Raw genomic sequence first — 21,938 nt, forward strand, 5'->3', positions numbered from 1 at the left:
TAGCGGCGACAAACGGAGACATGAATTGCTGGACCTAACCGCCTATCGGGGCGCTCAGCCCGTCGGTTTCCAGCCCTTTTCCTAAGCGTCCCACGGCGCGGCGGCAGGGCGGGGACCGCCGCTGTCGCACCTCGATCAATCTGACATCATCGAATTGATGCCGATGCTGTACGCTGACTGGGCGTGCGCTCGGCCCAGTGGGACGACCATGAACGAATTTAGTATCACGCGGCGCATGTTGCGCCGCATCGGCCGCGGCATTCCCGCGTCCGCGCCGCTTGCCAAGGCGGCTGTCGAATGGGCGCAGCCGCATGTCGGCTGGCTGTTCGGTATGGGACCACAAGATCCCGCCGAACTGGCCTGGGATCAATTATTGGCCGGCGTCGAGCAGACGCCAGCCAATGATGAGCCACGCCCGCACGTCCTGCTGCTCGCCGAGGAACTTGTCGCGCTTCTTGCGCTCGATGCATTCGATGCCGCGCTGCTGACGATCATGATCGCGTGCGATCGCCTGCCGCGTGTCGCGGCGCTTGCCGCTGTGGCGGGCCGCCATGGCCACGATCTGCCCGGCTTGCTCGGCGAACTGTCCGGTGCCGACCCGCATGACGCAGAACGTCGTGTCCGGTGCAGCACCGTGCTGCGGCTCGGTCTGGTCGGGTTTGTGGCCAATCGTCAGGGCGAGGTCACGGTCGACGTGCGCTGGGCGCTCGAACGGCTGCTCGATCGCGCGCCTGCCGCTGGGACCGCCATGATCGACACGCTGGTCGGCGTACGGCAACCGGCGTCGCTGGCGCTCGACGACTTCGCGCATATCGATGATGCCGATTTTCTGGTGCGGCTATTAGCCGGGGCAGCTCGCGAGCGGGCTGCGGGAATCAACATCCTCGTCCATGGCCCGCCCGGCACCGGCAAGACCGAATTCGCCCGCACTATCGCAGCCGCGGCCGGCATCGACCTGCACGCGATCGGCGAAGCCGACGATGACGGCGAGGAGCCCACTCGCTGGGAACGGGTGAGCGCGCTGGGTCTGGCGCAGCGTGTACTCGGCCCGCGTGGCGGTGCGGCATTGCTGTTCGACGAGATGGAAGACCTTATCGGCGGCGCGCGGCCCGGCGATGGCGACTGGTTCGCCAAGCGCGAGGGCAGCAAGGTGTTCGTCAACCGGATGCTCGAGACCAATCCGGTGCCGGTGATCTGGACGACCAACGCGATCGGCAATGTCGACGACGCCATCCTGCGGCGGATGAGCTTCGTCCTGAAGCTCGGCCTGCCGCCGCGCAGCGCGGCGCTCCGTATGCTCGATCGCATCGCGCTCGACGAAAGCGTCGAGACGAGCGCCGATCTCGTTCACCTCATCGACCGGGCGCCGGAAACGGCGACGGTGTTGCGGGTCACCGCGCGGGCGTCGCGCTTGGCCGGCCTCAACGCGGCAAGCATTCAGCCGGCGGAGTCGCTGGTTCGAGCGCTGCGCGATGGCGAGTTGCCGATCGACGGTCCTGATGCGCTCGACATTGATCTGTTCGAGACCGATATCCCGCTCGCGCCGTTACTCGCGGCCATGCGGGACAGTGCGCAGGCCGACGTCTCGCTGTTGCTTACCGGAGCACCCGGCACCGGCAAGACGGCATTCGCGCACCATTGCGCGCGCTCTCTCGACCGCCCTTTGATCGTGAAACGGGCCTCGGACCTGTTGTCTAAATGGGTTGGCGAGACCGAAGCCCGCATCGCCGATGCCTTTCGAGAGGCGCGCATCCGCGGTGGCGTATTACTTTTCGATGAGGTCGACTCGATCCTGTTCGATCGCACCACTGCCAGGGCGACGTGGGAAGTCACCCAAGTGAACGAGATGCTGACATGGCTTGATCGGCATCCGCTGCCGGTGATCGCGGCGACGAACCATCCCGGCAAACTCGATCCGGCGACCCTGAGGCGGTTCGTGTTCAAGCTGCGGCTGCGGCCATTGGGGCAGGCCCGTGCGGCGCTCGCGTTCAAGCGTTTCTTTGGCAGCGAGGCGCCGAGGGCACTGGACAGCCTCACCAACCTGACGCCTGGAGACTTCTCGGTTGTCGCGCGACAATTGCGGCATTTACCCGCACGTTCGTCCCTCGACATCGTCGAGCGTCTGGAATGCGAAAGCGCGGCAAAGCCGGAATGCGGCACGCGCATTGGATTCTGACGGCGGCTATACTGTGCCGACTTCTCGGACCTGCGAGTTCGCCAATGGTCCAGCCCCAGTCGATTGGGGCGCCGACATTCCAATGAATGGAAGGCAGCGTTCGAAGGGCTCACGGGCGCCTTGGATCGTCTGCTATGTTGGGGGCGACGACGCTATGCCGCCTTGGCAAATTTGCTTACCTTGATGTCAGCCTCGTGCTCGCGGGCCTGGGCCAGCTCATAGGATGTTTGCATCCGCAGCAGCGTGTCGGCTTTGATGCCGAAAGCCTTCTCAAACCGAATAGCCATATCAGCAGATAGCTTCGCATTACCATTGAGCAACGTACTCAGCGCCTGCCTCGATACGCCGAAATGCTCCGCCAGCGCCGTCACGCTGACCTGCGCGGGCTCCACGATTTCCGTCTTCAGCCAATCGCCAACATGGACGGCGATTGAGGGGTGCATCTTAAGCGCCATGATAATCCTCCAGATCCATATCGATCAGCGCGCCTTCATCATTCAAACCGAAGGTCATCCGCCAGTTTCTCGTAACCGTCATCGACCAGTTCCCCTTCCGATCGCCTGTCAGCTCATGCAATCCGAAGTTCGGAGGCACTGACAGCTCCTCGAAGCTTTCCGCAGCGTCGATGAAAGCGAGCATCTTGCGCAGCCGCCCCGCATCTCCAACCAGGCCTTTGGCGTTGCCCGTCTCAAAGAAGCGGCGCAGGCCTTTGTGCCTGATGCTCTCTATTTCCATCGTTCGGATGTAACGCAGCGTCGCGGAATTGTCAAGTGTCGCGCGACGCATGTCGGAAGGCGTGAAGCATGAATCCTACACTCGCGCTGGCCATCCCGGCCATCGGAGAATTATCATGGGACATTCAGACCTCGACCCCGCCATTCATGATCGGAGCCCCTGGAACGCAGGGAAAAAAGTTGGGCCGAAGCGCCCGCTGAAGCCTCGCGATATCTGGGCGATCCGTTTCTATCTCGACGAACACAAACGTTTGCGCGACCGGGCCCTGTTCGATCTCGCCATCGACAGCAAATTGCGAGGCTGCGATCTGGTCAAAATCAGGATCGGTGACCTGATGAGCGCGGGGTCATTTCGGGATCGCGCGACCGTCATCCAACAAAAAACCGATCGGCCCGTACAGTTTGAGATCATGACGGAAGCACGCAAGAGCCTGACGACATGGCTCGATCGGCGCGGCGGCACGATTCGCGACTTCGTATTCCCAAGCAGGATCGATTATCTCGGCCATTTGAGCACACGGCAGTATGCGCGTCTTGTCGACGAGTGGGTTTCAACGATTGGCCTCGACAAGCGGGAGTATGGCACGCACTCGATGCGACGGACCAAGGCAGCGCTGATCTACAAAGCCACAGGCAATCTTCGGGCCGTTCAGATCCTGCTGGGTCATACGAACATTGAGAACACGGTCCGTTACCTAGGCGTCGACGTGGATGATGCCCTGACACTGTCCGAACGGACGGAAATTTGACACTGGTTCCGGCTTCCCGAGGTCGCCGGGAAGCCGGTTTGGCCTGATGAACGACCGGCAGGTATTGGCGGGCTGTTCTGATCCAATAAAGGACCGCTTTGTTGGCGGTTTCCGAGGTCGCCCGCTTAAGGTTCCTATCGGCGCTTCCATAAGCGAGAAAATCCCATGGCCGCGCTGCTGCGGCTTCGATGCCGCAGCGATGGATGAGAAGTTCGACGACGGGGCCAAGGAAGCGCATCGCCTATGCCCTTCGCACAGCGCGCGATGGTGGCTTCACATTGCGGGTAAAGACGCCACTCATGCTGTGGGCGACGCGGAAATAGCGCGTGGCGGCGTCCCGACCTTGGCGGCTCATGTGGCCCAGCACAGTCGACCATGAGAGGCGCGCCTCCTGCGGCAGTCCGAGAACCTGAGCGGGCGGGTGGAAGGTAAGGTCTACCCCGACTTGACGTAGCTTCTCCGTCTTTTCGCGGAGCAGCGCGTCACCACGGAAGACAAGCTGTCGATCGGCGAGGCCGGATTCGATCTCCGGAACGACGATCTGCGCCAGCTGTCGAGCATCGTTGCCATCGGCCTCGACAGAGGCCTTGCGGGAGGTTTCATCAATCGTAGCGCGGATGAACACCCGGTCGAGAAGCGCCGCCGCGATCATGGAGACATAATCGACCTGTCGGCCATTTAGGCGCGGCGCCTGATAGAGCAGCAGCGAGAGCAGCAGGAAAAACAGATTGTTGTTCTCTGTTTGCATGGCGGCGAGAATGCGATGCGGCGCATGGCCGTTAAGCGTCATGTCGGGCTCGAACACGTCGAGGACAGGCTGCCAGATCGATGTATCAACCAAGGCATTGGCTAGCTCGTCGCGACCGCCCAACGCGTAGCCGAGGAAGACGAAATACTCGACGTTGATGTCGCCTTGCGGACTCGAGATCGTCTCGAGCCAGGCGCGAAAGCGCTCACGATCGGGTGCTTCCTTAAGGAAGGTTAAAACGCCGTCCCGAACTAGTGAGGAATAGGTTGATTGATCGGACGGCGAAGGCGTCTTCGCCAGCATGCGCTCGGCAACAAGATATTCTGCAAAGGACCTATGACCGAAATAGTAGATGTCGCCCGATTTTTTCTCGAGAAATGAGCCGGTGAGATATTCGCGCTTGAGCGCGTCGATGTCCGCGGCGTCGCCTTGGGGAAGGCTCTCCAACAGGCGATCCGGCAGGTCGGCCGCCGCGAAGGACGTTGCGCCGCCCCGCTCGGTCCAGAGCCAGAAGGCGACTTCGCGCAGGAATTCCAGTCGTGCGGCCTCCGCGATCGGTCGCCGTGCGGTCTTCCCCGTCTCGCGCTCGACCAGAGACTGGAAGAAAACCTCGTAAAGTCCCCATCGCGTGATGCCATCGGCGAAGCGGCTGAGATTGACGTGCGGGTCGGCGGCCATGTCCACCAGGATCTTGGCATGGACCGGCTTACTGAACAGGTCGGGATCGGCATCGGCCAAGCGGTCGACTTCCTGGACCCGACCTCGGACCCAGCTGCCGTTACCGACATCGGTCTGCGGCCCGAGGCTGGCGCGATGGGTCAGATAGCCGGCGACGAAGGCGGAGCGCTCTTGGCGCGTGAACTCGCACAACTCGAATTCGACGAAGTCGGGCCAGTCCGGCAAGCGCCGATATCCACCGTCCCACTTCTTTAGGCCGCGCAGCACGTGAAAATGCTCTTCGGTCGACGTGAACGCGCTCGGGCGGCCAAGCAGGATAACCTTGGCTGCGCCTCCGGTGAAGCGGTTGAGATCGCTGATCTGGTGGCGAAAGTCGGCCCAGCTCATAGCGTGCTTCATCTCATCGAAGCCGTCGAGCACGATCAGCAGGCGTCCCTTAGCGTTTAGGTCGAGGAAGCGCCGGACATTGAAGCCGTCGACGGGGAAGTCGAAGGTGAACATCCCGCCCAACAGCCCTTCGATGCTGGCGTAACGCGACAGCTCGCCGAGCCGGATCAGAACTGGGCGACGGGCGAGCGGATCGGCGAGCGCGGCGCGGGCCTGCGCGGCGACCAACCTCCGCGCCAGGCTGGTTTTGCCGGCGCCATAGCCTCCAAGGACCGCGACGGGTCGTTGGTCCGGGCTGGCGATCCATTCCTGCAGCGCATCGAAAAGCCGGATGCTTTCGGAATCCTGCGAGCGGGCATGGGCATCGTCATAGGCGATTCGCCTTCCCACGCTTTCGATATAGTACCTGCTGAGCCCATCGTCGTCGAAGAGGCTGGTCAGGCTGCGGATATACTCGGTGAGGCCGAGCGTCTCATTTTCGAGTTCCCAGATGGTCTGGTGACGCAGCGCCGACTGTTCGGTGCTCACATAAGTCTGGGCTGCTGGCGCCAGGCCGTGGCGCGTCACGAGCAACAGGAAAGCTGGCTGGTGGCGATCAATCAGCCCGCTATAATCGGTCCAGATCTCGTTGACCTGCTTGCGGCTGAGCGGCTTGGCATAGTCCTTGGCTTCGACGAAAATCCGGGTGGTCTTCCCGAACTCGCTCTTGACGAAATGGAGGTCGACCTTCTTGCCGAGCACGATCTCCTCGCGAACGGGGCGCCCGTAGCGGACAGAGAGGAGATTCGCTGCTTCGTCCCGCAAGGCGTCGCCAGACAAGGGTTTGGGATTCTCGAGGTCGAACGTTGCCATGGCCGGAACACTACCAGAACATCTGCAGGGGGGATAGGGCCACGGGACGACATCCGTCGGTAACCCATAGATGACTTCGGTGCATACGGAAACTGTCCGATAAGGCCGATCGCGGGCAATGAATGTACGGCCGCTATCGACAAGGCATTTTATAAATGCGAACGGCGGCTATGCCGGCGCGTGCCGCCAAGCCTACTCCATCTCGTGCTTGCGTCTGCCCCTCGATCAACTCAGGCCTTTACGCTTACGAGTGCGCTGCCGCGCGACAGCGCAGTCACCAGTCGGGAAGTTGCGCTGCATCGATTTCGGCAAAGGCAATGCGCACAGGGTCCGGCAATAGCGATTGGACGAGCGGATCCAGCCATCCGGCAGTATCGCGCCTGAAAGTAAACATACGCTTGGCGGTAACCGTCTCGTGATGCTCAGCGCTCGCGCTTATGGAGAGCGTACCGGACGAAGGCAAATCGCCGCCCGCATAGATAAGAACACCGACATTATATTCGCATCCTGGGCGAAAGTCCGCACATTCAAGGCTCGATTGGGTGGATCCGATGGTTTGGGGGCGTTCGCGCCAGTAGAAGCGCATTGGATCCCTCGGCTTGGGTGGCCGGATCACTTGCCTCGCATCGTAGAACGTTCTTGCTCGTGGGGGCTCTGGTGGCTTCGGTAATGAGATGCTGCCAAGGCGCAGTTCTGCATCATTGCGGTCGGCCATTATCTCGATCGCTCCTTCCGCCACGATGACGATCGTCAGGTTTTTTGCCGACACGCTGCCAACATTCTGTATGATGCCAGGCGCGAATTGTGCGAGCGCATGATCGCTTACCTTCTCGTGAAGCGTCGTATAATAGGTACGCACCGCCGATTGGAATTGCTCGTACTCGTCATGATATGCGTCAATGCGCGTTTGTCCGATTGCGAATCGATCGCTCAGCACCGAGTACCGGTCGGAATAGTTGGTCGCTTGAACGTGCTTCATTGGGAACTGCGCTAAGGTTCGGGCAACTAGATCGCGGATCGCAGAAGGGCCAAGATAGGGGACCGAGACGACTGTCATAGTCACGGGATCGTCGTTAGGTAGAAGTACTTCAAGCCGCGGCCGCGCATTGTGGGCCGCCTCCAATTCCCGGGTGAGCTGACCAATTTTACGCTGGTCGTCGGTTTGCTCCACCGGCAGTAACCAGGCATCGGGCGGACAGGCCGCCCGAACGCCAACCATGCGCGCGCGGATACGAGGCCCTGTGTCATGCGAAAGCACGGTGCCGTGCGGATCGGTCGCCGCAGCAACTACGAGATAGTCGTCCGGATTGCGCTCATCGAGACTGGGGAAATCCGACCAAACTGGTCGACCGCGCCAGATCGCCAACTCTACGTTTGGGTTCTCGGTTCTGATTGGCAACGTCATCTCGGAAGCATCCGCCGCTGCTTCGATTAAGCGGAGCGCTTTACGAGCCCGATTACGTCGCCTCTGATTGGTCGAAGTCTTGTGCTTGTCCAATTCGCTGATCACTGCGCTACAGACAAACAAGGCAATTTGCTTTGCTTCGGGGAACAGCTCGCGCCACGCAATCTGTTCGAAATCCCTGAGCTGGAGAAAGCAATTCGTATCCAAGAACAGCGCCAACCGAGTATCCGTCATCTTGCCCTTGTGGCGCTTCGCGCAGATGCAGACAAGCCGGACAAAACGCTGTTGCCGCTATCGATGCTCATCAGAAACAATCGCTCGCGATCGAGCCAAAAAGAGTGACGGTCGAACCTGCCAAATCGGGAGCTGAACGAGCGGCAGGTTTTGGTGAAGACGACCGCCTCTCTCAATAGCATGTTTGTTGGCGGTCTTTGACAGGATCACGGTTAAGCGCCCGAGCTGCCGATCTGTGAGCATTCCGACGCAGAGCCCAAACCGGGTAATCCAAGCCAGTTCAAGATTGTGAACAAGGCTGTCGCCAGCAGCAATAGGACGAACCCCAGCGTCATCACCTAAGCCTGCCGCTTGAGGGGAAAGGAAAAAGGCGGCCAATGCCGTTCGGTCGAAACCAGTCTGAACCACGCGTTGTCATCCAAAGCCGAGTGTGAAAATCCATAGCGACCTTCTCGCTGGCTTTCATTGGCTCCGTCATCGCAAATGGTAATAACCATCAATCGCTTGATCTTCGTGGAGAAACACCGATTATGCCGGCGGTTGCAGCGGGAGGGGCAAGCGCGATGGCTGAGTATGCTGATCGAGAGTGCGAGTACTGCGGTGTAATCCTTCCTGCCTATGAATTTCGGCGTGAGACACAGCGCCAGCTGGTTTCCAGCAGCCATCATCATCGTTCTTACACAGGAGTGGATGGGCGCCACGGTTCTGGCGGAGGTTCATCGTCGACCTATCGCTATCACTCGGCAATGATTTGCCCAGACTGTTATAGCTCGCGCAAGCGCGCTCAATTGCGTCGATTTCTGTTTTGGGTCGCGGTCGTCGCTGCGGGTGTGGCCGCGGCTGGGTGGGTGTTGGCAAACCGAGCTTCGGGACCTGCCACGGCAGCAATTTCGAGCAACACCTTTCCTACAACCATTGCCAAGGCCTCACCAGGAAACGTGCAAGCGCCCGTAGTCGTTGAGAGCGCTGGGGCAGACGACAGTAACCAGATCAGTCAAGTCGATGGCCAATCATTACCGCCCGAGGGTGCCTCACTGTCGGCCGCTCCGTCATCATCCAATTCGACAGCGGCCACCAGCAGCGGCACTTACCAGATCGCTGATGTCCAGCACCGATCGATCGAGCGAGCTCTGGACGCAGGCAAAACGAAGCGATGGTCGACGGATGATCAATCGGGTTATGTTCTGGTGAGCGCTGCGCAGCGCTACGCTGATAGAACTTGCCGCAACGTCACGGTCACAACTTTTAACGGACAGGATCAACAGCAGTCTCCCACTGTCATGTGGTGCCAGCCCTCGCCAGGCGAAGATTGGGCTGTGGCGCAATGAGGCGGGACGGTGCGGGCGAGTGGACCGCACCGAATTCGCTGACTGGTTTGGTGCTGGAGTTCGGCATGAACGGAGGGCCGCTCTCAACGGGCTGGCTAGGCCCCTATTCCGAAGAGTTTGTCGGCGGGTGCTGACATCTGCGATTCGGCCCGCGCAAAATTGCTGACGTTCCATACAACTCGACAAAGGACGAATTGTCGTATCCAAAATGTCGGTCGTGAGTGGGCGAGAGTCGGCAGCGAGGCTCTAACGCTCTGACCTAAAACAGTGTGATTCTTATCCGGCAGGGACAATCCATCCTTTCCGGAGCAAGAGCATGACCCCCACCAGGCTGCTGATCGGCCAGATCATCATCGTTTTTGCGATCGTCGTCGCAGGGCTATGGTTCGCGACCGAATGGGCGGCTTGGAAGCTGGCCTGGCAGCCCGAGCTGGGCGCCCCGTGGTTCGTTGTTGGTCACTGGCCGGTCTATCACCCCTGGTCGATTTTCCCGTGGTGGTATCATTTCGACGCCTATGCGCCGCACGTCTTCGACCGGGCCGGCGCGATCGCGGGTGCCAGCGGCTTTGTCGGATGTGGCGCAGCCATCGCCGGATCATTGTGGCGCGCCCGGCAGTCACGCAACGTCACCACCTACGGGTCCGCGCGATGGGCAACCGCGCGTGAGGTCGAACGAGCTGGTCTTCACCGCGATGCGGGCGTCTTCCTTGGACAACTCGGCGGGCACTATCTCCGCCATGACGGCCCCGATCATGTCATGGCCTTCGCGCCGACGCGTTCGGGCAAGGGTGTCGGCCTCGTGGTTCCGACATTGTTGGGCTGGACCGGCTCGGCGGTCATCCACGATATAAAGGGCGAGAACTGGCACCTGACCGCGGGCTTTCGTTCGCGCTTCTCGCACTGCCTGCTGTTCAATCCGACCGACACGGCATCCGCCCGCTACAATCCGCTGCTCGAAGTGCGCCGCGGCGAATATGAAGTGCGCGACGTCCAGAACATCGCCGACATCCTGGTCGACCCGGAAGGCGCGCTCGAACGGCGCAACCATTGGGAAAAGACCAGCCACTCGCTGCTGGTCGGCGCGATCCTCCACGTGCTCTATGCCGAGGAAGAAAAGACCCTCGCGCGGGTGGCCACCTTCCTGTCCGATCCACAGCGCCCGTTCTCGGCGACGCTCAGGCGGATGATGACCACCAATCATCTGGGCACGCGCGAGGCGCCGCAGGTCCATCCGGTCGTCGCATCGGCCGCGCGCGAAGTGCTCAACAAAAGCGAGAACGAACGCTCGGGCGTGCTCTCGACCGCGATGTCGTTCTTGGGATTGTATCGCGATCCCACCGTTGCCGAAATCACCTCACGCTGCGACTGGCGGATTGCCGATCTTACGCAAGCCAAACAGCCGGTCTCGCTCTATCTGGTCGTACCGCCATCGGACATCAGCCGGACCAAGCCGCTTATCCGCCTGATCCTCAACCAGATCGGCCGGCGTCTCACCGAAAAGCTCGATACCGGCACCGTCTACGCCCGCAAGCACCAGCTCTTGATGATGCTCGACGAGTTCCCGGCGCTCGGGCGCCTCGATTTCTTCGAGACCAGTCTTGCCTTCATGGCCGGCTATGGTGTGCGCGCCTTCCTCATCGCCCAGAGCCTCAATCAGATCGAGAAGGCCTATGGCGAGCATAATTCAATCCTCGACAATTGCCATGTGCGCGTGGCCTTTGCGACCAACGACGAACGTACCGCGCGGCGGATTTCCGACTCGCTCGGGCAGGCGACCGAACAGCGCGCGATGCGCAACTATGCCGGGCATCGGCTCGCGCCCTGGCTCGCGCATGTCATGGTCAGCCGGCAGGAGACCGCACGCCCGCTGCTGACCCTGGGCGAGGTCATGCAGCTCCCCGCGACGGATGAGCTGGTGATGGTCGCAGGGCTTGCCCCAATCCGCGCTCAGAAGCTGCGCTACTATGAAGACCGCACCTTCACCGCGCGGGTAATGCCGCCGCCGGCTTTGTCGACGAGTCGATATACCGATGCGCCTGGCCCACGCAGCAACGACTGGGGCCGGCTTGCCCGGCTTCCCGATGCGCGGCTTGGCCGATCCGAGGACAATTCAGCTGAGGCCGAAGACGGTGGGCTTCAGCAGGAGCGCCATCCTGGGATCGAACAGCCGGCTTCAATTCAGGAACCGCCCAGGCAGCTCGATCTTCCCGATCTCGATCGGGACGACATCGACGGTGCCGCCGACAAAAATGCCATGGACTGCGTGCGCACGGCACTCACGCGCGCCGATGCGATGAATCAGGGCCGTGACCGCGACCTTCTGCCGGGCATGTAGGCGATGAAGGTCCGGCAGAATCTCTACATCGACCAGAGTTTGAGCGACGCGCTCGACGCGCTGGCGCTGCGTCCGGGCGGCAACAAGTCGCGTATCGTCAACGAGGCGCTCGGCCAATGGCTGGCGCGGCGCGCGACCAAGGAGGTCGACGATCTCCTGAAGCCCCGGCTCGACCGTATTTCGCGCGAGGTCGGTGGATGCCGGCGCGACATCGAGGTGGTACTCGAAGCGCTGTCGCTGTTCGTGCGTTACCAGCTCACCGTCACCGCGCCGCTTCCCGAAGCGGACAGCGCCGCGCGCGCGGTGGGAAATGAACGCTTCGAGCGCTTCATTGCCCAACTCGGCCGCCAGATCGCGGGGGGCAAGCGGACCCTCGCTGCAGCCGATGCCGGTGGTGATGCCCGATGAGCGGTTCGGCGATCTCCGCAGAACGCCGACGCGTAATGCTGCGCTCGGCGATGGGGTCGGCAATCGCGGTGGCGCTGTCGGACCCCAAAGTGATCGAAGTGATGGTCAACCCCGATGGCGCGCTGCGCGTCGATATATTGGGTGAGGGCCGCGTCGATACCAAGGTCCGTATCGATCCCGCGCAGGTCGAGCGGATTATCCGCCTCGTCGCCAGTCATGCCCGCAGCGAAGTTCATAGCGACCGTCCGATCGTCTCGGCCGAACTGCCGCCGCACGGAGATAGTGCAGGCGAGCGGTTCGAAGGAATATTGCCTCCGGTTGCCCTGGCGCCCTGCTTCTCGATCAGGAAGCCGGCGGCACGCATCTACACGCTGCTCGATTATGTGGCCGACGGCATCATGTCGGCCGAAGCCGCGCGCCTTCTTGCTCAAGCAATAGTCGAACGCCGTAACATTCTCGTGGTGGGCGGCACCTCGTCGGGCAAGACCACGCTGGCGAACGCTTTGCTCACCGAAATGGCTGGGCTGGACGAGCGCGTGATCCTGATCGAGGACACGCGCGAACTGCAATGCGCTGCGCCAGATGTGGTGGCGCTGCGCACGCGCCCGAATACGGCCGACAGGAGCGCCGGCGTGACGATGGCCGATCTAGTGCGATCGACGCTGCGCCTGCGGCCCGATCGCATCATCGTCGGCGAAGTCCGCGGTCCCGAAGCGCTCGACATGCTCAAGGCCTGGAATACCGGCCATCCCGGCGGGATTGCGACGGTCCACGCCAATTCGGCGCTGTCGGCGCTCTACCGGATCGAACAGCTCGTGGCCGAAGCGGTGGTCAGCGTGCCGCGGGTGCTGATCGCCGATGCCATCGACCTCGTCGTGTTCATCGCCGGTCGCGGCCTTGCCCGCCGCGTCGAGACCATCGCGCGCGTCGCCGGCCTCGATCCGGACGGCGGTTACGGCCTCATCGACATCACCCCTCACGCCCATCCCGAAGGAGACTGACACATGCGTTCGCTTGCCTTGAAAATCCCGTCACGCCGTTCCACTTTTCTCGCCGGCGCCGTCATTGGCTTCGGACTGATGTTATCGAGCCGGGCCTATGCCGCCGGCACCGGCATGCCGTGGGAGCAGCCGCTCCAGCAGGTACTATCCTCGGTTGAAGGGCCGGTCGCCAAGATCATCGCGGTGATCATCATCATTATCACCGGGCTGACGCTGGCCTTCGGCGAGACCGCGGGCGGCTTTCGGCGGCTGATCCAGATCATTTTCGGCCTGTCGATCGCGTTCGCCGCATCGAGCTTTTTCCTGTCGTTCTTCTCGTTCGGCGGTGGAGCGCTGATCGCATGAGCGGGAGCAGTCAACATATTGAAGGCTTCGAGGTTCCCATTCACGGGAGCCTCGGGGCGCCGATCCTATTGGGCGGCGCGCCACGCGGTCTTGCCATCATCAACGGCACGCTCGCCGCCGCGATCGGCCTGGGCTTGCAGCAATGGATCGCCGGCATCGTCGTCTGGGCCGTCGGACACAGTGTTGCGGTCTTCGCGGCGCGGCGCGACCCCGCCTTCGCGCCTGTTCTCGCCCGTCACCTGCGCCAGCGGAGCTACCTTTCATGCTGAACTTGCGAGAATATCGCCAAAGCGCAGACCGGCTCGCCGATCATCTGCCCTGGGCGGCGCTGGTTGCCGAAGGCGTCGTCCTCAACAAGGACGGCAGCTTCCAGCGGACGTTTGCATTCCGTGGCCCTGATCTCGAATCCGCGACCGAAGCCGAACTGGTCGCGGCCTGTGCGCGCGCAAACAACGTCCTGATGCGCTTCGGCACCGGGTGGGCGCTCCATTTCGAGGCAGAACGGCGCGAGGCGCTGGGCTATCCCGCCAGCCAGTTCCCCGATCCGGCGAGTTGGCTGGTCGATCAGGAACGCCGCGCCCGGTTCGAGGCCGAAGGCATCCATTATGAAAGCCGCTATCATCTGACGCTCACCTGGCTGCCCGCCGCCGACGGCGCCGATGCCGCCGGGCGTTCGCTGGTCGATCGGCCCGAAGCGAAGCAGGGCCGTGACTGGCGTGGGAGCCTCGCCAATTTCATCGCCGAGACCACCCGCGCACTCGACCTGTTCTCCGCCTTCATGCCCGAGGTGCGCGCGCTTAATTCAGCAGAGACGCTGACCTATCTGCACGCCGCGATCTCGAACCGCCGTCATCCTGTCGCAGTGCCCGAGACGCCGATCTATCTCGATGGCTTGCTGGCCGACACCCCGCTCACCGGCGGTCTCGAACCCAGGCTGGGCGACCAGCATCTGCGCACACTCACCGTCACCGGCTTTCCCAATATGAGCCGGCCGGGGATTCTCGATGCGCTCAATGAGGCCGATTTTCCCTATCGCTGGGCGACCCGCTTCATCGCGCTCGACAAGGCGGACGCCACCAAGCTGCTGACCAGGCTGCGGCGGCAATGGTTCAACAAGCGCAAGTCGATCACCGCGCTGCTGCGCGAAGTAATGTACAATCAGCCAGCGCAATTGCTCGACAGCGATGCTGACAACAAGGTCGCCGATGCCGATCTCGCGCTTCAGGCATTGGGCGGCGATCATGTCGCCTTCGGCTATCTGACCACCACGATCACCGTATCGGACACCGACCGCGCCCGGGTCGAGGACAAGATTCGGGCCATCGAGCGGATCGTCGGCGGCCTGGGCTTCGTCACCATCCGCGAAGGCGTCAATGCGATCGAGGCCTGGCTGTCCTCACTCCCTGGCCATGCCTACGCCAATGTTCGCCAGCCCATCGTTCATACGCTGAATCTCGCGCACCTGATGCCGCTGTCGGCAGTCTGGGCGGGACCGGCGCGCAACGCACATTTGGACGGCCCACCGTTGCTCACCGCGCAGACCGCCGGCTCGACCCCCTTCCGGCTTTCGACCCATGTCGGCGATGTCGGGCATATGATGGTGGTCGGCCCGACCGGCGCGGGCAAATCGGTGCTGCTTGCGCTGATTGCGCTCCAGTTCAGACGTTACGCCGGTGCCCAGGTCACTATCTTCGACAAGGGCCTCTCCGCACGTGCCGCGGTATTGGCCATGGGCGGCGCGCATCATGCGCTGGGTTCCGGTGATGTCGACGGCGACGCGCTCGCCTTCCAGCCCCTGCTGCGGATCGATGATGCGACCGAACGTGGCTGGGCGGCGGAATGGATTGCTGCGATGCTCGAAGCCGAAAAAGTCGCCGTCACCCCGGAAGTGAAGGACGCCGTCTGGTCAGCACTCACCAACCTCGCCTCCGCGCCGCCCCAGGAGCGGACCATGACCGGCCTTTCGCTGTTGTTGCAATCCAATGCGCTCAGAACCGCGATCCAGCCCTACACGCTCGACGGGCCGCACGGTGCGCTGCTCGACGCGGTCGAGAGCGGATTCGCCTTCGCCGACGTCCAATGCTTTGAGACCGAGGCGCTGCTGGGGCAGGCGAGCGTCGTCGCGCCGGTGCTGACCTATCTGTTCCATCGGCTGGAAGAACGGTTCGACGGCCGCCCGACATTACTGGTGCTCGACGAAGCATGGATCTTCCTCGACCATCCGCTGTTCGCCGCACGCATCCGCGAGTGGCTGAAGACGCTGCGTAAGAAGAACGTCGCGGTCCTGTTCGCGACACAAAGCTTGGCGGATATCGCCGACAGCACTATCGCGCCCGCCATCATCGAGAGCTGCCCGCAGCGTATCCTGCTTCCCAACGATCGGGCGATCGAGCCGCAGTCGCGCGAAGCCTATACCCGTTTCGGTCTCAACTATCGCCAGATCGAACTGGTCAGCCGGGCGACGCCGAAGCGCCACTATTATCTGCAGTCGGCGCGCGGCAACCGGCTGTTCGAACTGGGCCTTGGGCCGATCGCGCTGACGCTCACCGGTGCGTCCGATCCCGCCAGCCAGAAGCGGATCGATGCGATCCTTGCCGAGTATGGGTCGGTCGGCTTCGCCGCCGAGTTTCTGCGCTCCGCCGATCTTGCCTGGGCCGCCGATCTGCTCTGCACCTTTCCCGGCACTTCCCACTCCATCGATCCCCAACCTCCAGCCCCCGGAGAATGACCATGACCAGAAAGATGCCCTTCAAGAAATACGTGATCGCGAGCGCGCTTGGGTTTGCCACCGTTGGATCGGCGGAAATTGGCCTCGTCGTGACGAGCGAGCCGGCCCACGCACAATGGACGGTATTCGATCCCACGAATTACACTCAGAACCTGCTCACTGCCGCGCGATCGCTCCAGCAGATCAACAACCAGATGCGAATGCTACAGAACCAGGCGCAGAGCCTGATCAATCAGGCGAAGAACCTGACCACGATCAGTTTCCCCGAGCTTCAACAGCTCAGGCAGACCATCCAGCAAATCGATGTGCTGATGGGACAGGCGCAGGCCATCCGCTTTCGGGTCGCGGGTCTAGACCAGCAATTCCGGGCGCAATATCCAATGGCCTTTGACGCGGCGCTGACCAACGATCAACATGTGATCGATGCGCGGGGTCGGCTCGACATGTCGATGGCGGCCTATAAGCAAACCATGACCGTGCAGGCCCAGGTGGTCGAGAACATTGCCGCCGACGAAGCTGCATTGAACGGTATCGTCCAGCGTAGCCAGGGCGCCGAGGGTGCGTTGCAGGTCGGCCAGGCAACCAACCAGCTCCTCGCGCTCGTGGCCAAGCAGCAGTTCCAGATCCAGACACTGATGGCAGCGCAATATCGCGCCGATGCGATCGAACGCGCCAACCGCAACCAGTCGCGCCGCGACGCGCGAGGGGCGGCGACGAAATTCCTCGGTTCGGGCCACGCATACACGCCGAACTGACACCCGATCGGCGGTGCTGGCGATAACACCCCCGCTTGTCGCCCGTGCCGTCACCGCGGGGCTCGCTTACCCTGATTCTCACCTCCCAAGTTCAGGGCGGCGGGTCTCGCGGACCATCTCTCCGACATCCGAAAGCTGACGCGACGTGGACAATCTCAACATCATCGATCAATTCATGCAGGCCTTCATCACCTACATCGACAGTGGGTTTGGCCTCCTGGGCGGCGACGTCAGCTTTTTGTCGCGCACGCTGATCGCGCTCGACATCACATTGGCCGGCTTGTTCTGGGCCTTGGGCGGCGAGGACAATGTGCTCGGACGCCTGATCCGCAAGATCCTCTATATCGGGGCCTTCGCGTTCATCCTGAACAGCTTCTCGACCCTCAGCGACATCATCTTCCGCTCGTTCGCACAGGCCGGGCTTGCTGCGGGCGGCGGGACTATTACCGCAGCAGACTTGCTGAAACCGGGTCGGCTCGCCGGGACCGGCTTCTCCGCCGCCTGGCCACTGCTTCAGCAGGTCAATCAGTATCTCGGTTTTACAAGCCTTTTCGATAACTTCCTGACCATCATTGTGCTGCTCGTCGCCTGGATCATTGTCATCCTCGCCTTCTTCATCCTCGCGGTGCAGATGTTTGTCACGATCCTCGAGTTCAAGCTGACCTCATTGGCCGGCTTCATCCTCGTGCCGTTCGCCCTGTGGAACCGGACGAGTTTCCTTGCCGAACGGGTGCTGGGCAATGTGGTCTCCTCGGGCATCAAGGTCATGGTCCTCGCGGTCATCGTCGGGATCGGCTCGAACTATTTCAACCAGTTCGCGACCGCGCTGCAGGGCCAGCAGCCCGACATCAATCAGGCGATGAGCCTGGTGCTCGCAAGCCTTGCCCTGTTCGGACTCGGCATATTCGGCCCCGGTATCGCTTCCGGTCTCGTCGCCGGCGCGCCGCAGCTAGGCGCCGGCTCGGCGTTCGGCACCGTGCTCGGCGCCGGCGGCATCATGTATATGGGCGGAGCCGGCGCAGTTGGCGCTGCGCGCGGTCTTGCCGCCGCTGGTCTCGGCGCGGTACGTGCAGGCACGTCGATGGGATCGGCGGCGTCGACCGCATACACCCTCGGCCAGCAAGGGGCCGGTTCGGCCAGCGTCGGTGCCGGCATTCGCGGCATGGCGAGCGCTGCAGGCAGTGCCGCGCGGGCGCGCCTGTCCGCCACACTGGGTCTTGGTGAGGCCGCCGGGTCGGGCCGCCAGGCCGCGTTCAACGCCATGGCCGGGCGAACCGGCTCCGATGTAGGAACCGCCGAAAGCGCTCCGTCATCGATGCCCGGATGGGCGCGCGCGATGAAGGCCCAGCAGACATCTCGCCACCACCGTCAGACCGCCATGCACGTAATCCAATCGGGGACAAGCGGCGGTCATGGCGCCACGCCAGACATCAAGCAAAGGGACGACTGATATGCTCTTCAAACGAGCGGTGCAGCGCTATGGACGCACACCCGAACCGGAAACGCCCTATCAGCGCGCGAACCAGCTCTGGGACGAGCGCATCGGTTCGGCTCGGGTGCAGGCGAAAAACTGGCGGCTGATGGCCTTTGGCTGCCTGGGGCTCACCACCGCCTTGTCGGGCGGCCTGCTCTGGCAGTCGCTGCAGAGCCGGATCGTTCCCTATGTGGTGGAGGTCGATAAGCTCGGCGAGGCTCGCGCCGTCCAACCCGCCGACAAAACTTATCACCCAACCGATCCGCAGATCGCGTGGTTCCTTTCCAAATTCATCGAGGATGTGCGCTCGGTCTCGCTCGATCCGGTGCTCATGCGGGCCAACTGGCTCTCGGCCTACGACTTCGCCACCAAGCGTGGCGCGCTATTCCTTGGCGATTATGCAAGGCAATCCGACCCGTTCGGTCACGTCGGAGAGCGCACGACTTCGGTGCAGGTGACGAGCGTGGTGCGCGCGTCCGACACATCGTTCCAGATCAAATGGGTCGAAACCGCCTACGAACGCGGCAGCGTAACAGGCACCTCGCACTGGACGGCGATCCTTACCATCGTGATGGCGCCGCCCAGGAGCGCCGACACGCTCAGGAAGAACCCGCTCGGTATCTATGTCGATGCGATCGACTGGAGCCGCGAGATCGAACCGGAAGGTTCGCCGCCAGCCACGACGCCAGCCCTCGAACCGTCGCGGTCAGCCTTGCCGCCACCGGCGAACATCCCGGCCGGATCGCCACCCGATCCTGGCCTCGGCACCACCAATCCGGAGACCCAGCCATGAAATCCATAGTCCTGTCAGCGGCGGCGCTTGTGATCGCCACCCCTGTCCTCGCCCAGACCGCGTCTGCCATGCCGAGCGAACCTATCGTTGCGCCGGCGCCCAAAGCCACGACCCACCGCACTCGTCCGCCATCGCCTGCCGAACAGCGCGTGCGTGCCGCCAACCACGCCGCGACGATGGAGCCTTTGACCGGCGGCTATCTTGGCGGCGTGGAATTCTATCCCTTCAACGAAGGCGCGATTTACCAGGTGTTCACCGCTCCGGGGCAAGTAACCGACATCGCGCTTCAACCCGGTGAGGAGCTCGTTGCCGTAGCCGCCGGCGACACGGTGCGATGGGTGATCGGCGATACGACGTCGGGAGGAAGCGGCAGCGGGAAGGCGAAGCGCACCCATGTGTTGGTGAAGCCGTTCACCGCCGGGCTTTCGACCAATCTCGTCATCACCACCGATCGGCGCACCTATCATCTGACGCTCACCAGCACAGGGCATACCGCCATGTCGGCGCTATCCTGGAGCTATCCGCATGACGAGCTGATCGCCTTGAGGGTCGCGGCCGAGGCAGCGCGCGCGGCGCAGCCGGTCGCATCGGGATTAAGGCCCGAGCAGTTGCACTTCGGCTATGTCATCTCCGGCGACAAGCCGGCATGGCGGCCGCTGCGCGCCTTCGATGACGGGCGGCAGACCTTCATCGAGTTTCCGCCAAGCTTGGGGGAAGGGGAGGCGCCGCCGCTGTTCCTCGTCGATTCAAAGGGGAACGCGCAGTTGGTGAATTACCGGCTGCAAGGCCGCTACTACGTCGTCGACCGGATATTCGACACCGCCGAACTGCGCCTCGGGCTCAAGCATCAGGACGTGGTGCGGATAAGCCGGACTGGCGATACGCGCAAACGGCGGAGGGGGGCATGAGCGACGAAGCATCAGATGGTCCCGTGCCGGCCCAGCCTGTCAAACTCGATCCCGAAACCCTGGCAATCCGCAGTCGGCCGCCACGTGCCATCCGGTTCAAGCGCGGCGTCATCATCGCGGTCGCTGCACTGGGTTCGGTGAGTCTGGTTGCGGTGACATGGATGGCGTTAAAACCGCGCCTGTTCCACCGCGCGGACATGCAGCAGGAACTGTCGCAGCCCAATGTGCGGTCAGCCAGTGATACGCTTGCAAATGCTCCCGCCAACTATGGCCAGGTGCCACAGCTCGGGCCGCCATTACCCGGCGATCTCGGCAAGCCGATCCTGGAAAATCAACAGGCAATGATGACCCCTGTCGATCCGGCGGCGCAGCAGCTTCAGCAGGTCCGGACGGCAGAGCGCGAGCGTCAGCTTGCCGAACGCAAGGCCGCGCGCGAATCCGGTGTGCTGGTGCAGAGCCGGCAGGCCGCCAGCACTGCCGACGCGGTGCCCGTCGCCGCAGTGCAGGCGGCTGCGGACCAGCCGGAAAGACCCGCGCTGGCGCTCGATCCAACCAACGATCCCAATGCGCAGGGGCGCAAGGAAGCATTCGTCGGCAAACTTGATCCGCGCGGCGACATTAACCCGCACGCGCTGATACCGCTGGTGTCGCCGTACACGCTATCGGCCGGCAGCGTGATTGCTGCGAGTCTGATCACCGGCTTGCGTTCCGATCTGCCGGGCCTCGTCACCGCCCAGGTCACCGAGAATGTCTATGACAGCGCGACGGGGCGTTTTTTGCTGATACCGCAGGGTGCGCGGCTGATCGGCAGCTATGACAGCGTCGTGGCATATGGTCAGAAACGCGCGCTCATTGTCTGGCAGCGCATCGTCATGCCGGATGGTTCATCCCTGCGCATCGATAATGTGCCAACCACCGATCCTTCGGGCTATACCGGGCTCCAGGACAAGGTCGATTTCCACACCTGGCAGTTGCTGAAGGGCGTCGTGCTCTCGACCTTGCTCGGGGTCGGCTCCGAGCTGTCGCTGTCCGGGCAAAGCGACCTCGTGCAGGCGATCCGCATGTCAACGCAGGATACCGTCTCTCGGGCAGGGGGCCAGATCACCCGACGAAGCCTCGGCATTCAGCCCACGATTACCATCAGGCCGGGGGCGCCGGTCAGGTTGGTCGTGCACAAGGATTTGGTGTTCGCGCCAGTCGGGAAGAACTGACATGGCCGGGATCAAGCTGAGCAAGCTGCCCGACCGCACGCCGGTCAAGCTTTCGATAACGATTACGCCGGATCTCAAACGCGCACTCGACGAATACGCCGAGTTCTACCGCACGGTTTACGGGCAGGAGGAACCGGTTGTCGAGCTCGTGCCTCATATGCTTGCGGCTTTCCTCGCAGGCGACCGCGAATTTGCCCGAATACGCCATGGCCGACCCAAATCCGCATGAGCGCCCGCTTGACTTTGCCGATAGGCCGGAGCGGCTGATCAAGCTGGAGGAAGTCAGTCGGCGCGTGGGGCTCGGCAAATCCATGATCTACCAGATGATCAAGGAGGGCCGCTTTCCGCGCCCGTATAAGATTTCGCCCTTTGCGTCGCGCTGGAGCGAACAGGAGATTGTGGCCTGGATCTCCGATGTGAAGGACGGGTTTGAGGGAAAGAAGCGCAAGTTTTAGCGTTCTTCTCTAACCGATTAGACGACACAGCTTAAGTTGATCTCGGAAGATTTCTCGACTAGAATCCTCTTGCCGTTGAACTGACAGCGAAAGCGGTCGTTTTTTGCGGAAATCTGCGACTTAGCTCGCGTGGTATTCGGTGTGGCACTTGGGAAAGGATTGACGGGCCCAGCGGTATAAATTCAATCACTTACCGACTGAGTTCGAATCCCACCCTCTCCGCCATTTTCACAC

General features: G+C 62.4%; 19 protein-coding genes. 15 read left to right on the forward strand and 4 right to left on the reverse strand.

The genetic code is table 11. The features are described from left to right. The first annotated feature begins 208 nt into the window (after positions 1-208). Positions 209-2,176, forward strand: a complete 1,968-nt coding sequence (locus FHR23_RS11000) for an AAA family ATPase (protein WP_184003918.1) — start codon at positions 209-211, stop codon at positions 2,174-2,176. 152 nt (positions 2,177-2,328) lie between these two features. Here FHR23_RS11000 and FHR23_RS11005 read toward each other — a convergent pair whose 3' ends face one another. Both FHR23_RS11005 and FHR23_RS11010 read right to left on the reverse strand, forming a co-directional pair. Next, positions 2,329-2,631: a HigA family addiction module antitoxin gene (locus tag FHR23_RS11005; RefSeq protein ID WP_184003920.1), complete on the reverse strand. Its 303-nt coding sequence runs from the start codon at positions 2,629-2,631 to the stop codon at positions 2,329-2,331. Continuing rightward, complete coding sequence (locus tag FHR23_RS11010; RefSeq protein WP_184004387.1) at positions 2,621-2,911, reverse strand: type II toxin-antitoxin system RelE/ParE family toxin; 291 nt, start codon at positions 2,909-2,911, stop codon at positions 2,621-2,623. Before FHR23_RS11010 ends, FHR23_RS11005 begins: the two co-directional genes overlap by 11 nt. A gap of 115 nt (positions 2,912-3,026) precedes the next feature. Here FHR23_RS11010 and FHR23_RS11015 point away from each other — a divergent pair, with 115 nt between their 5' ends. Next, positions 3,027-3,659, forward strand: a complete 633-nt coding sequence (locus FHR23_RS11015; protein ID WP_184003922.1) for a tyrosine-type recombinase/integrase — start codon at positions 3,027-3,029, stop codon at positions 3,657-3,659. 241 nt (positions 3,660-3,900) lie between these two features. Here FHR23_RS11015 and FHR23_RS11020 read toward each other — a convergent pair whose 3' ends face one another. Together FHR23_RS11020 and FHR23_RS11025 are read right to left on the reverse strand one after the other, a co-directional pair. Beyond that, positions 3,901-6,324, reverse strand: a complete 2,424-nt coding sequence (locus FHR23_RS11020; RefSeq protein WP_184003924.1) for an NACHT domain-containing protein — start codon at positions 6,322-6,324, stop codon at positions 3,901-3,903. Positions 6,325-6,598: 274 nt separating this feature from the next. Next, entirely contained in the window at positions 6,599-7,963 is a 1,365-nt protein-coding gene (locus FHR23_RS11025; protein WP_184003926.1) for a PIN domain-containing protein, read from the reverse strand. Positions 7,964-9,607: 1,644 nt separating this feature from the next. Here FHR23_RS11025 and FHR23_RS11030 point away from each other — a divergent pair. The 13 genes from FHR23_RS11030 (at position 9,608) to FHR23_RS11090 (ending at position 21,704) form a co-directional block, all read left to right on the forward strand. Further along, positions 9,608-11,626 (forward strand): conjugal transfer protein TraG, encoded by a 2,019-nt coding sequence (locus FHR23_RS11030; RefSeq protein WP_184003928.1) that lies wholly within the window; start codon positions 9,608-9,610, stop codon positions 11,624-11,626. Between the two features lie 3 nt (positions 11,627-11,629). Then, the gene (locus FHR23_RS11035) at positions 11,630-12,034 is read left to right on the forward strand and encodes a CopG family transcriptional regulator (RefSeq protein ID WP_184003930.1); all 405 of its coding nucleotides are present in this window, start codon (positions 11,630-11,632) and stop codon (positions 12,032-12,034) included. Continuing rightward, positions 12,031-13,035: a P-type conjugative transfer ATPase TrbB gene (gene trbB, locus FHR23_RS11040; RefSeq protein WP_184003932.1), complete on the forward strand. Its 1,005-nt coding sequence runs from the start codon at positions 12,031-12,033 to the stop codon at positions 13,033-13,035. Before FHR23_RS11035 ends, trbB begins: the two co-directional genes overlap by 4 nt. Before the next feature lie 3 nt (positions 13,036-13,038). Further along, positions 13,039-13,380, forward strand: coding sequence for a TrbC/VirB2 family type IV secretion system protein (locus FHR23_RS11045; RefSeq protein WP_184003934.1), 342 nt, complete (start codon positions 13,039-13,041; stop codon positions 13,378-13,380). Further along, positions 13,377-13,649: a VirB3 family type IV secretion system protein gene (locus FHR23_RS11050; RefSeq protein ID WP_184003936.1), complete on the forward strand. Its 273-nt coding sequence runs from the start codon at positions 13,377-13,379 to the stop codon at positions 13,647-13,649. Before FHR23_RS11045 ends, FHR23_RS11050 begins: the two co-directional genes overlap by 4 nt. Beyond that, positions 13,643-16,108 (forward strand): conjugal transfer protein TrbE, encoded by a 2,466-nt coding sequence (trbE, locus tag FHR23_RS11055; RefSeq protein ID WP_184003938.1) that lies wholly within the window; start codon positions 13,643-13,645, stop codon positions 16,106-16,108. Before FHR23_RS11050 ends, trbE begins: the two co-directional genes overlap by 7 nt. Further along, positions 16,105-16,863: a P-type conjugative transfer protein TrbJ gene (trbJ, locus tag FHR23_RS11060; RefSeq protein WP_184003940.1), complete on the forward strand. Its 759-nt coding sequence runs from the start codon at positions 16,105-16,107 to the stop codon at positions 16,861-16,863. The genes trbE and trbJ overlap by 4 nt, the downstream gene beginning before the upstream one ends. Before the next feature lie 145 nt (positions 16,864-17,008). Beyond that, the gene (gene trbL / locus FHR23_RS11065) at positions 17,009-18,313 is read left to right on the forward strand and encodes a P-type conjugative transfer protein TrbL (RefSeq protein WP_184003942.1); all 1,305 of its coding nucleotides are present in this window, start codon (positions 17,009-17,011) and stop codon (positions 18,311-18,313) included. A gap of 1 nt (position 18,314) precedes the next feature. After that, on the forward strand, positions 18,315-19,130 hold the full coding sequence (gene trbF, locus FHR23_RS11070; RefSeq protein ID WP_184003944.1) for a conjugal transfer protein TrbF: 816 nt from the start codon (positions 18,315-18,317) through the stop codon (positions 19,128-19,130). After that, a complete protein-coding gene (gene trbG, locus FHR23_RS11075; protein WP_184003946.1) occupies positions 19,127-20,038 on the forward strand; it encodes a P-type conjugative transfer protein TrbG in 912 nt (303 codons plus the stop codon). The genes trbF and trbG overlap by 4 nt, the downstream gene beginning before the upstream one ends. Beyond that, positions 20,035-21,249, forward strand: a complete 1,215-nt coding sequence (locus FHR23_RS11080) for a TraB/TrbI/VirB10 family type IV secretion system protein (RefSeq protein ID WP_184003948.1) — start codon at positions 20,035-20,037, stop codon at positions 21,247-21,249. The genes trbG and FHR23_RS11080 overlap by 4 nt, the downstream gene beginning before the upstream one ends. 1 nt (position 21,250) lies before the next feature. Continuing rightward, positions 21,251-21,478, forward strand: a complete 228-nt coding sequence (locus FHR23_RS11085) for a DUF2274 domain-containing protein (RefSeq protein WP_184003950.1) — start codon at positions 21,251-21,253, stop codon at positions 21,476-21,478. Then, the gene (locus FHR23_RS11090) at positions 21,456-21,704 is read left to right on the forward strand and encodes a helix-turn-helix transcriptional regulator (protein WP_184003952.1); all 249 of its coding nucleotides are present in this window, start codon (positions 21,456-21,458) and stop codon (positions 21,702-21,704) included. Before FHR23_RS11085 ends, FHR23_RS11090 begins: the two co-directional genes overlap by 23 nt. Positions 21,705-21,938: the final 234 nt, after the last annotated feature.

The sequence above is a fragment of the Stakelama sediminis genome, assembly GCF_014199335.1.
GTDB classification, from domain to species: Bacteria; Pseudomonadota; Alphaproteobacteria; order Sphingomonadales; family Sphingomonadaceae; genus Sphingomonas; species Sphingomonas sediminis.

Coding starts and splice junctions, on each gene's coding strand:
- FHR23_RS11005 (WP_184003920.1), bottom strand. CDS start 2,631: ATGGCGCTTAAGATGCACCCCTCAATCGCCGTCCATGTTGGCGATTGG.
- FHR23_RS11080 (WP_184003948.1), top strand. CDS start 20,035: ATGAGCGACGAAGCATCAGATGGTCCCGTGCCGGCCCAGCCTGTCAAA.
- FHR23_RS11035 (WP_184003930.1), top strand. CDS start 11,630: ATGAAGGTCCGGCAGAATCTCTACATCGACCAGAGTTTGAGCGACGCG.
- trbF (WP_184003944.1), top strand. CDS start 18,315: ATGCTCTTCAAACGAGCGGTGCAGCGCTATGGACGCACACCCGAACCG.
- FHR23_RS11085 (WP_184003950.1), top strand. CDS start 21,251: ATGGCCGGGATCAAGCTGAGCAAGCTGCCCGACCGCACGCCGGTCAAG.
- FHR23_RS11025 (WP_184003926.1), bottom strand. CDS start 7,963: ATGACGGATACTCGGTTGGCGCTGTTCTTGGATACGAATTGCTTTCTC.
- FHR23_RS11015 (WP_184003922.1), top strand. CDS start 3,027: ATGGGACATTCAGACCTCGACCCCGCCATTCATGATCGGAGCCCCTGG.
- trbG (WP_184003946.1), top strand. CDS start 19,127: ATGAAATCCATAGTCCTGTCAGCGGCGGCGCTTGTGATCGCCACCCCT.
- FHR23_RS11030 (WP_184003928.1), top strand. CDS start 9,608: ATGACCCCCACCAGGCTGCTGATCGGCCAGATCATCATCGTTTTTGCG.
- trbE (WP_184003938.1), top strand. CDS start 13,643: ATGCTGAACTTGCGAGAATATCGCCAAAGCGCAGACCGGCTCGCCGAT.
- FHR23_RS11000 (WP_184003918.1), top strand. CDS start 209: ATGAACGAATTTAGTATCACGCGGCGCATGTTGCGCCGCATCGGCCGC.
- FHR23_RS11090 (WP_184003952.1), top strand. CDS start 21,456: ATGGCCGACCCAAATCCGCATGAGCGCCCGCTTGACTTTGCCGATAGG.
- FHR23_RS11010 (WP_184004387.1), bottom strand. CDS start 2,911: ATGGAAATAGAGAGCATCAGGCACAAAGGCCTGCGCCGCTTCTTTGAG.
- FHR23_RS11020 (WP_184003924.1), bottom strand. CDS start 6,324: ATGGCAACGTTCGACCTCGAGAATCCCAAACCCTTGTCTGGCGACGCC.
- FHR23_RS11045 (WP_184003934.1), top strand. CDS start 13,039: ATGCGTTCGCTTGCCTTGAAAATCCCGTCACGCCGTTCCACTTTTCTC.
- FHR23_RS11050 (WP_184003936.1), top strand. CDS start 13,377: ATGAGCGGGAGCAGTCAACATATTGAAGGCTTCGAGGTTCCCATTCAC.
- trbB (WP_184003932.1), top strand. CDS start 12,031: ATGAGCGGTTCGGCGATCTCCGCAGAACGCCGACGCGTAATGCTGCGC.
- trbJ (WP_184003940.1), top strand. CDS start 16,105: ATGACCATGACCAGAAAGATGCCCTTCAAGAAATACGTGATCGCGAGC.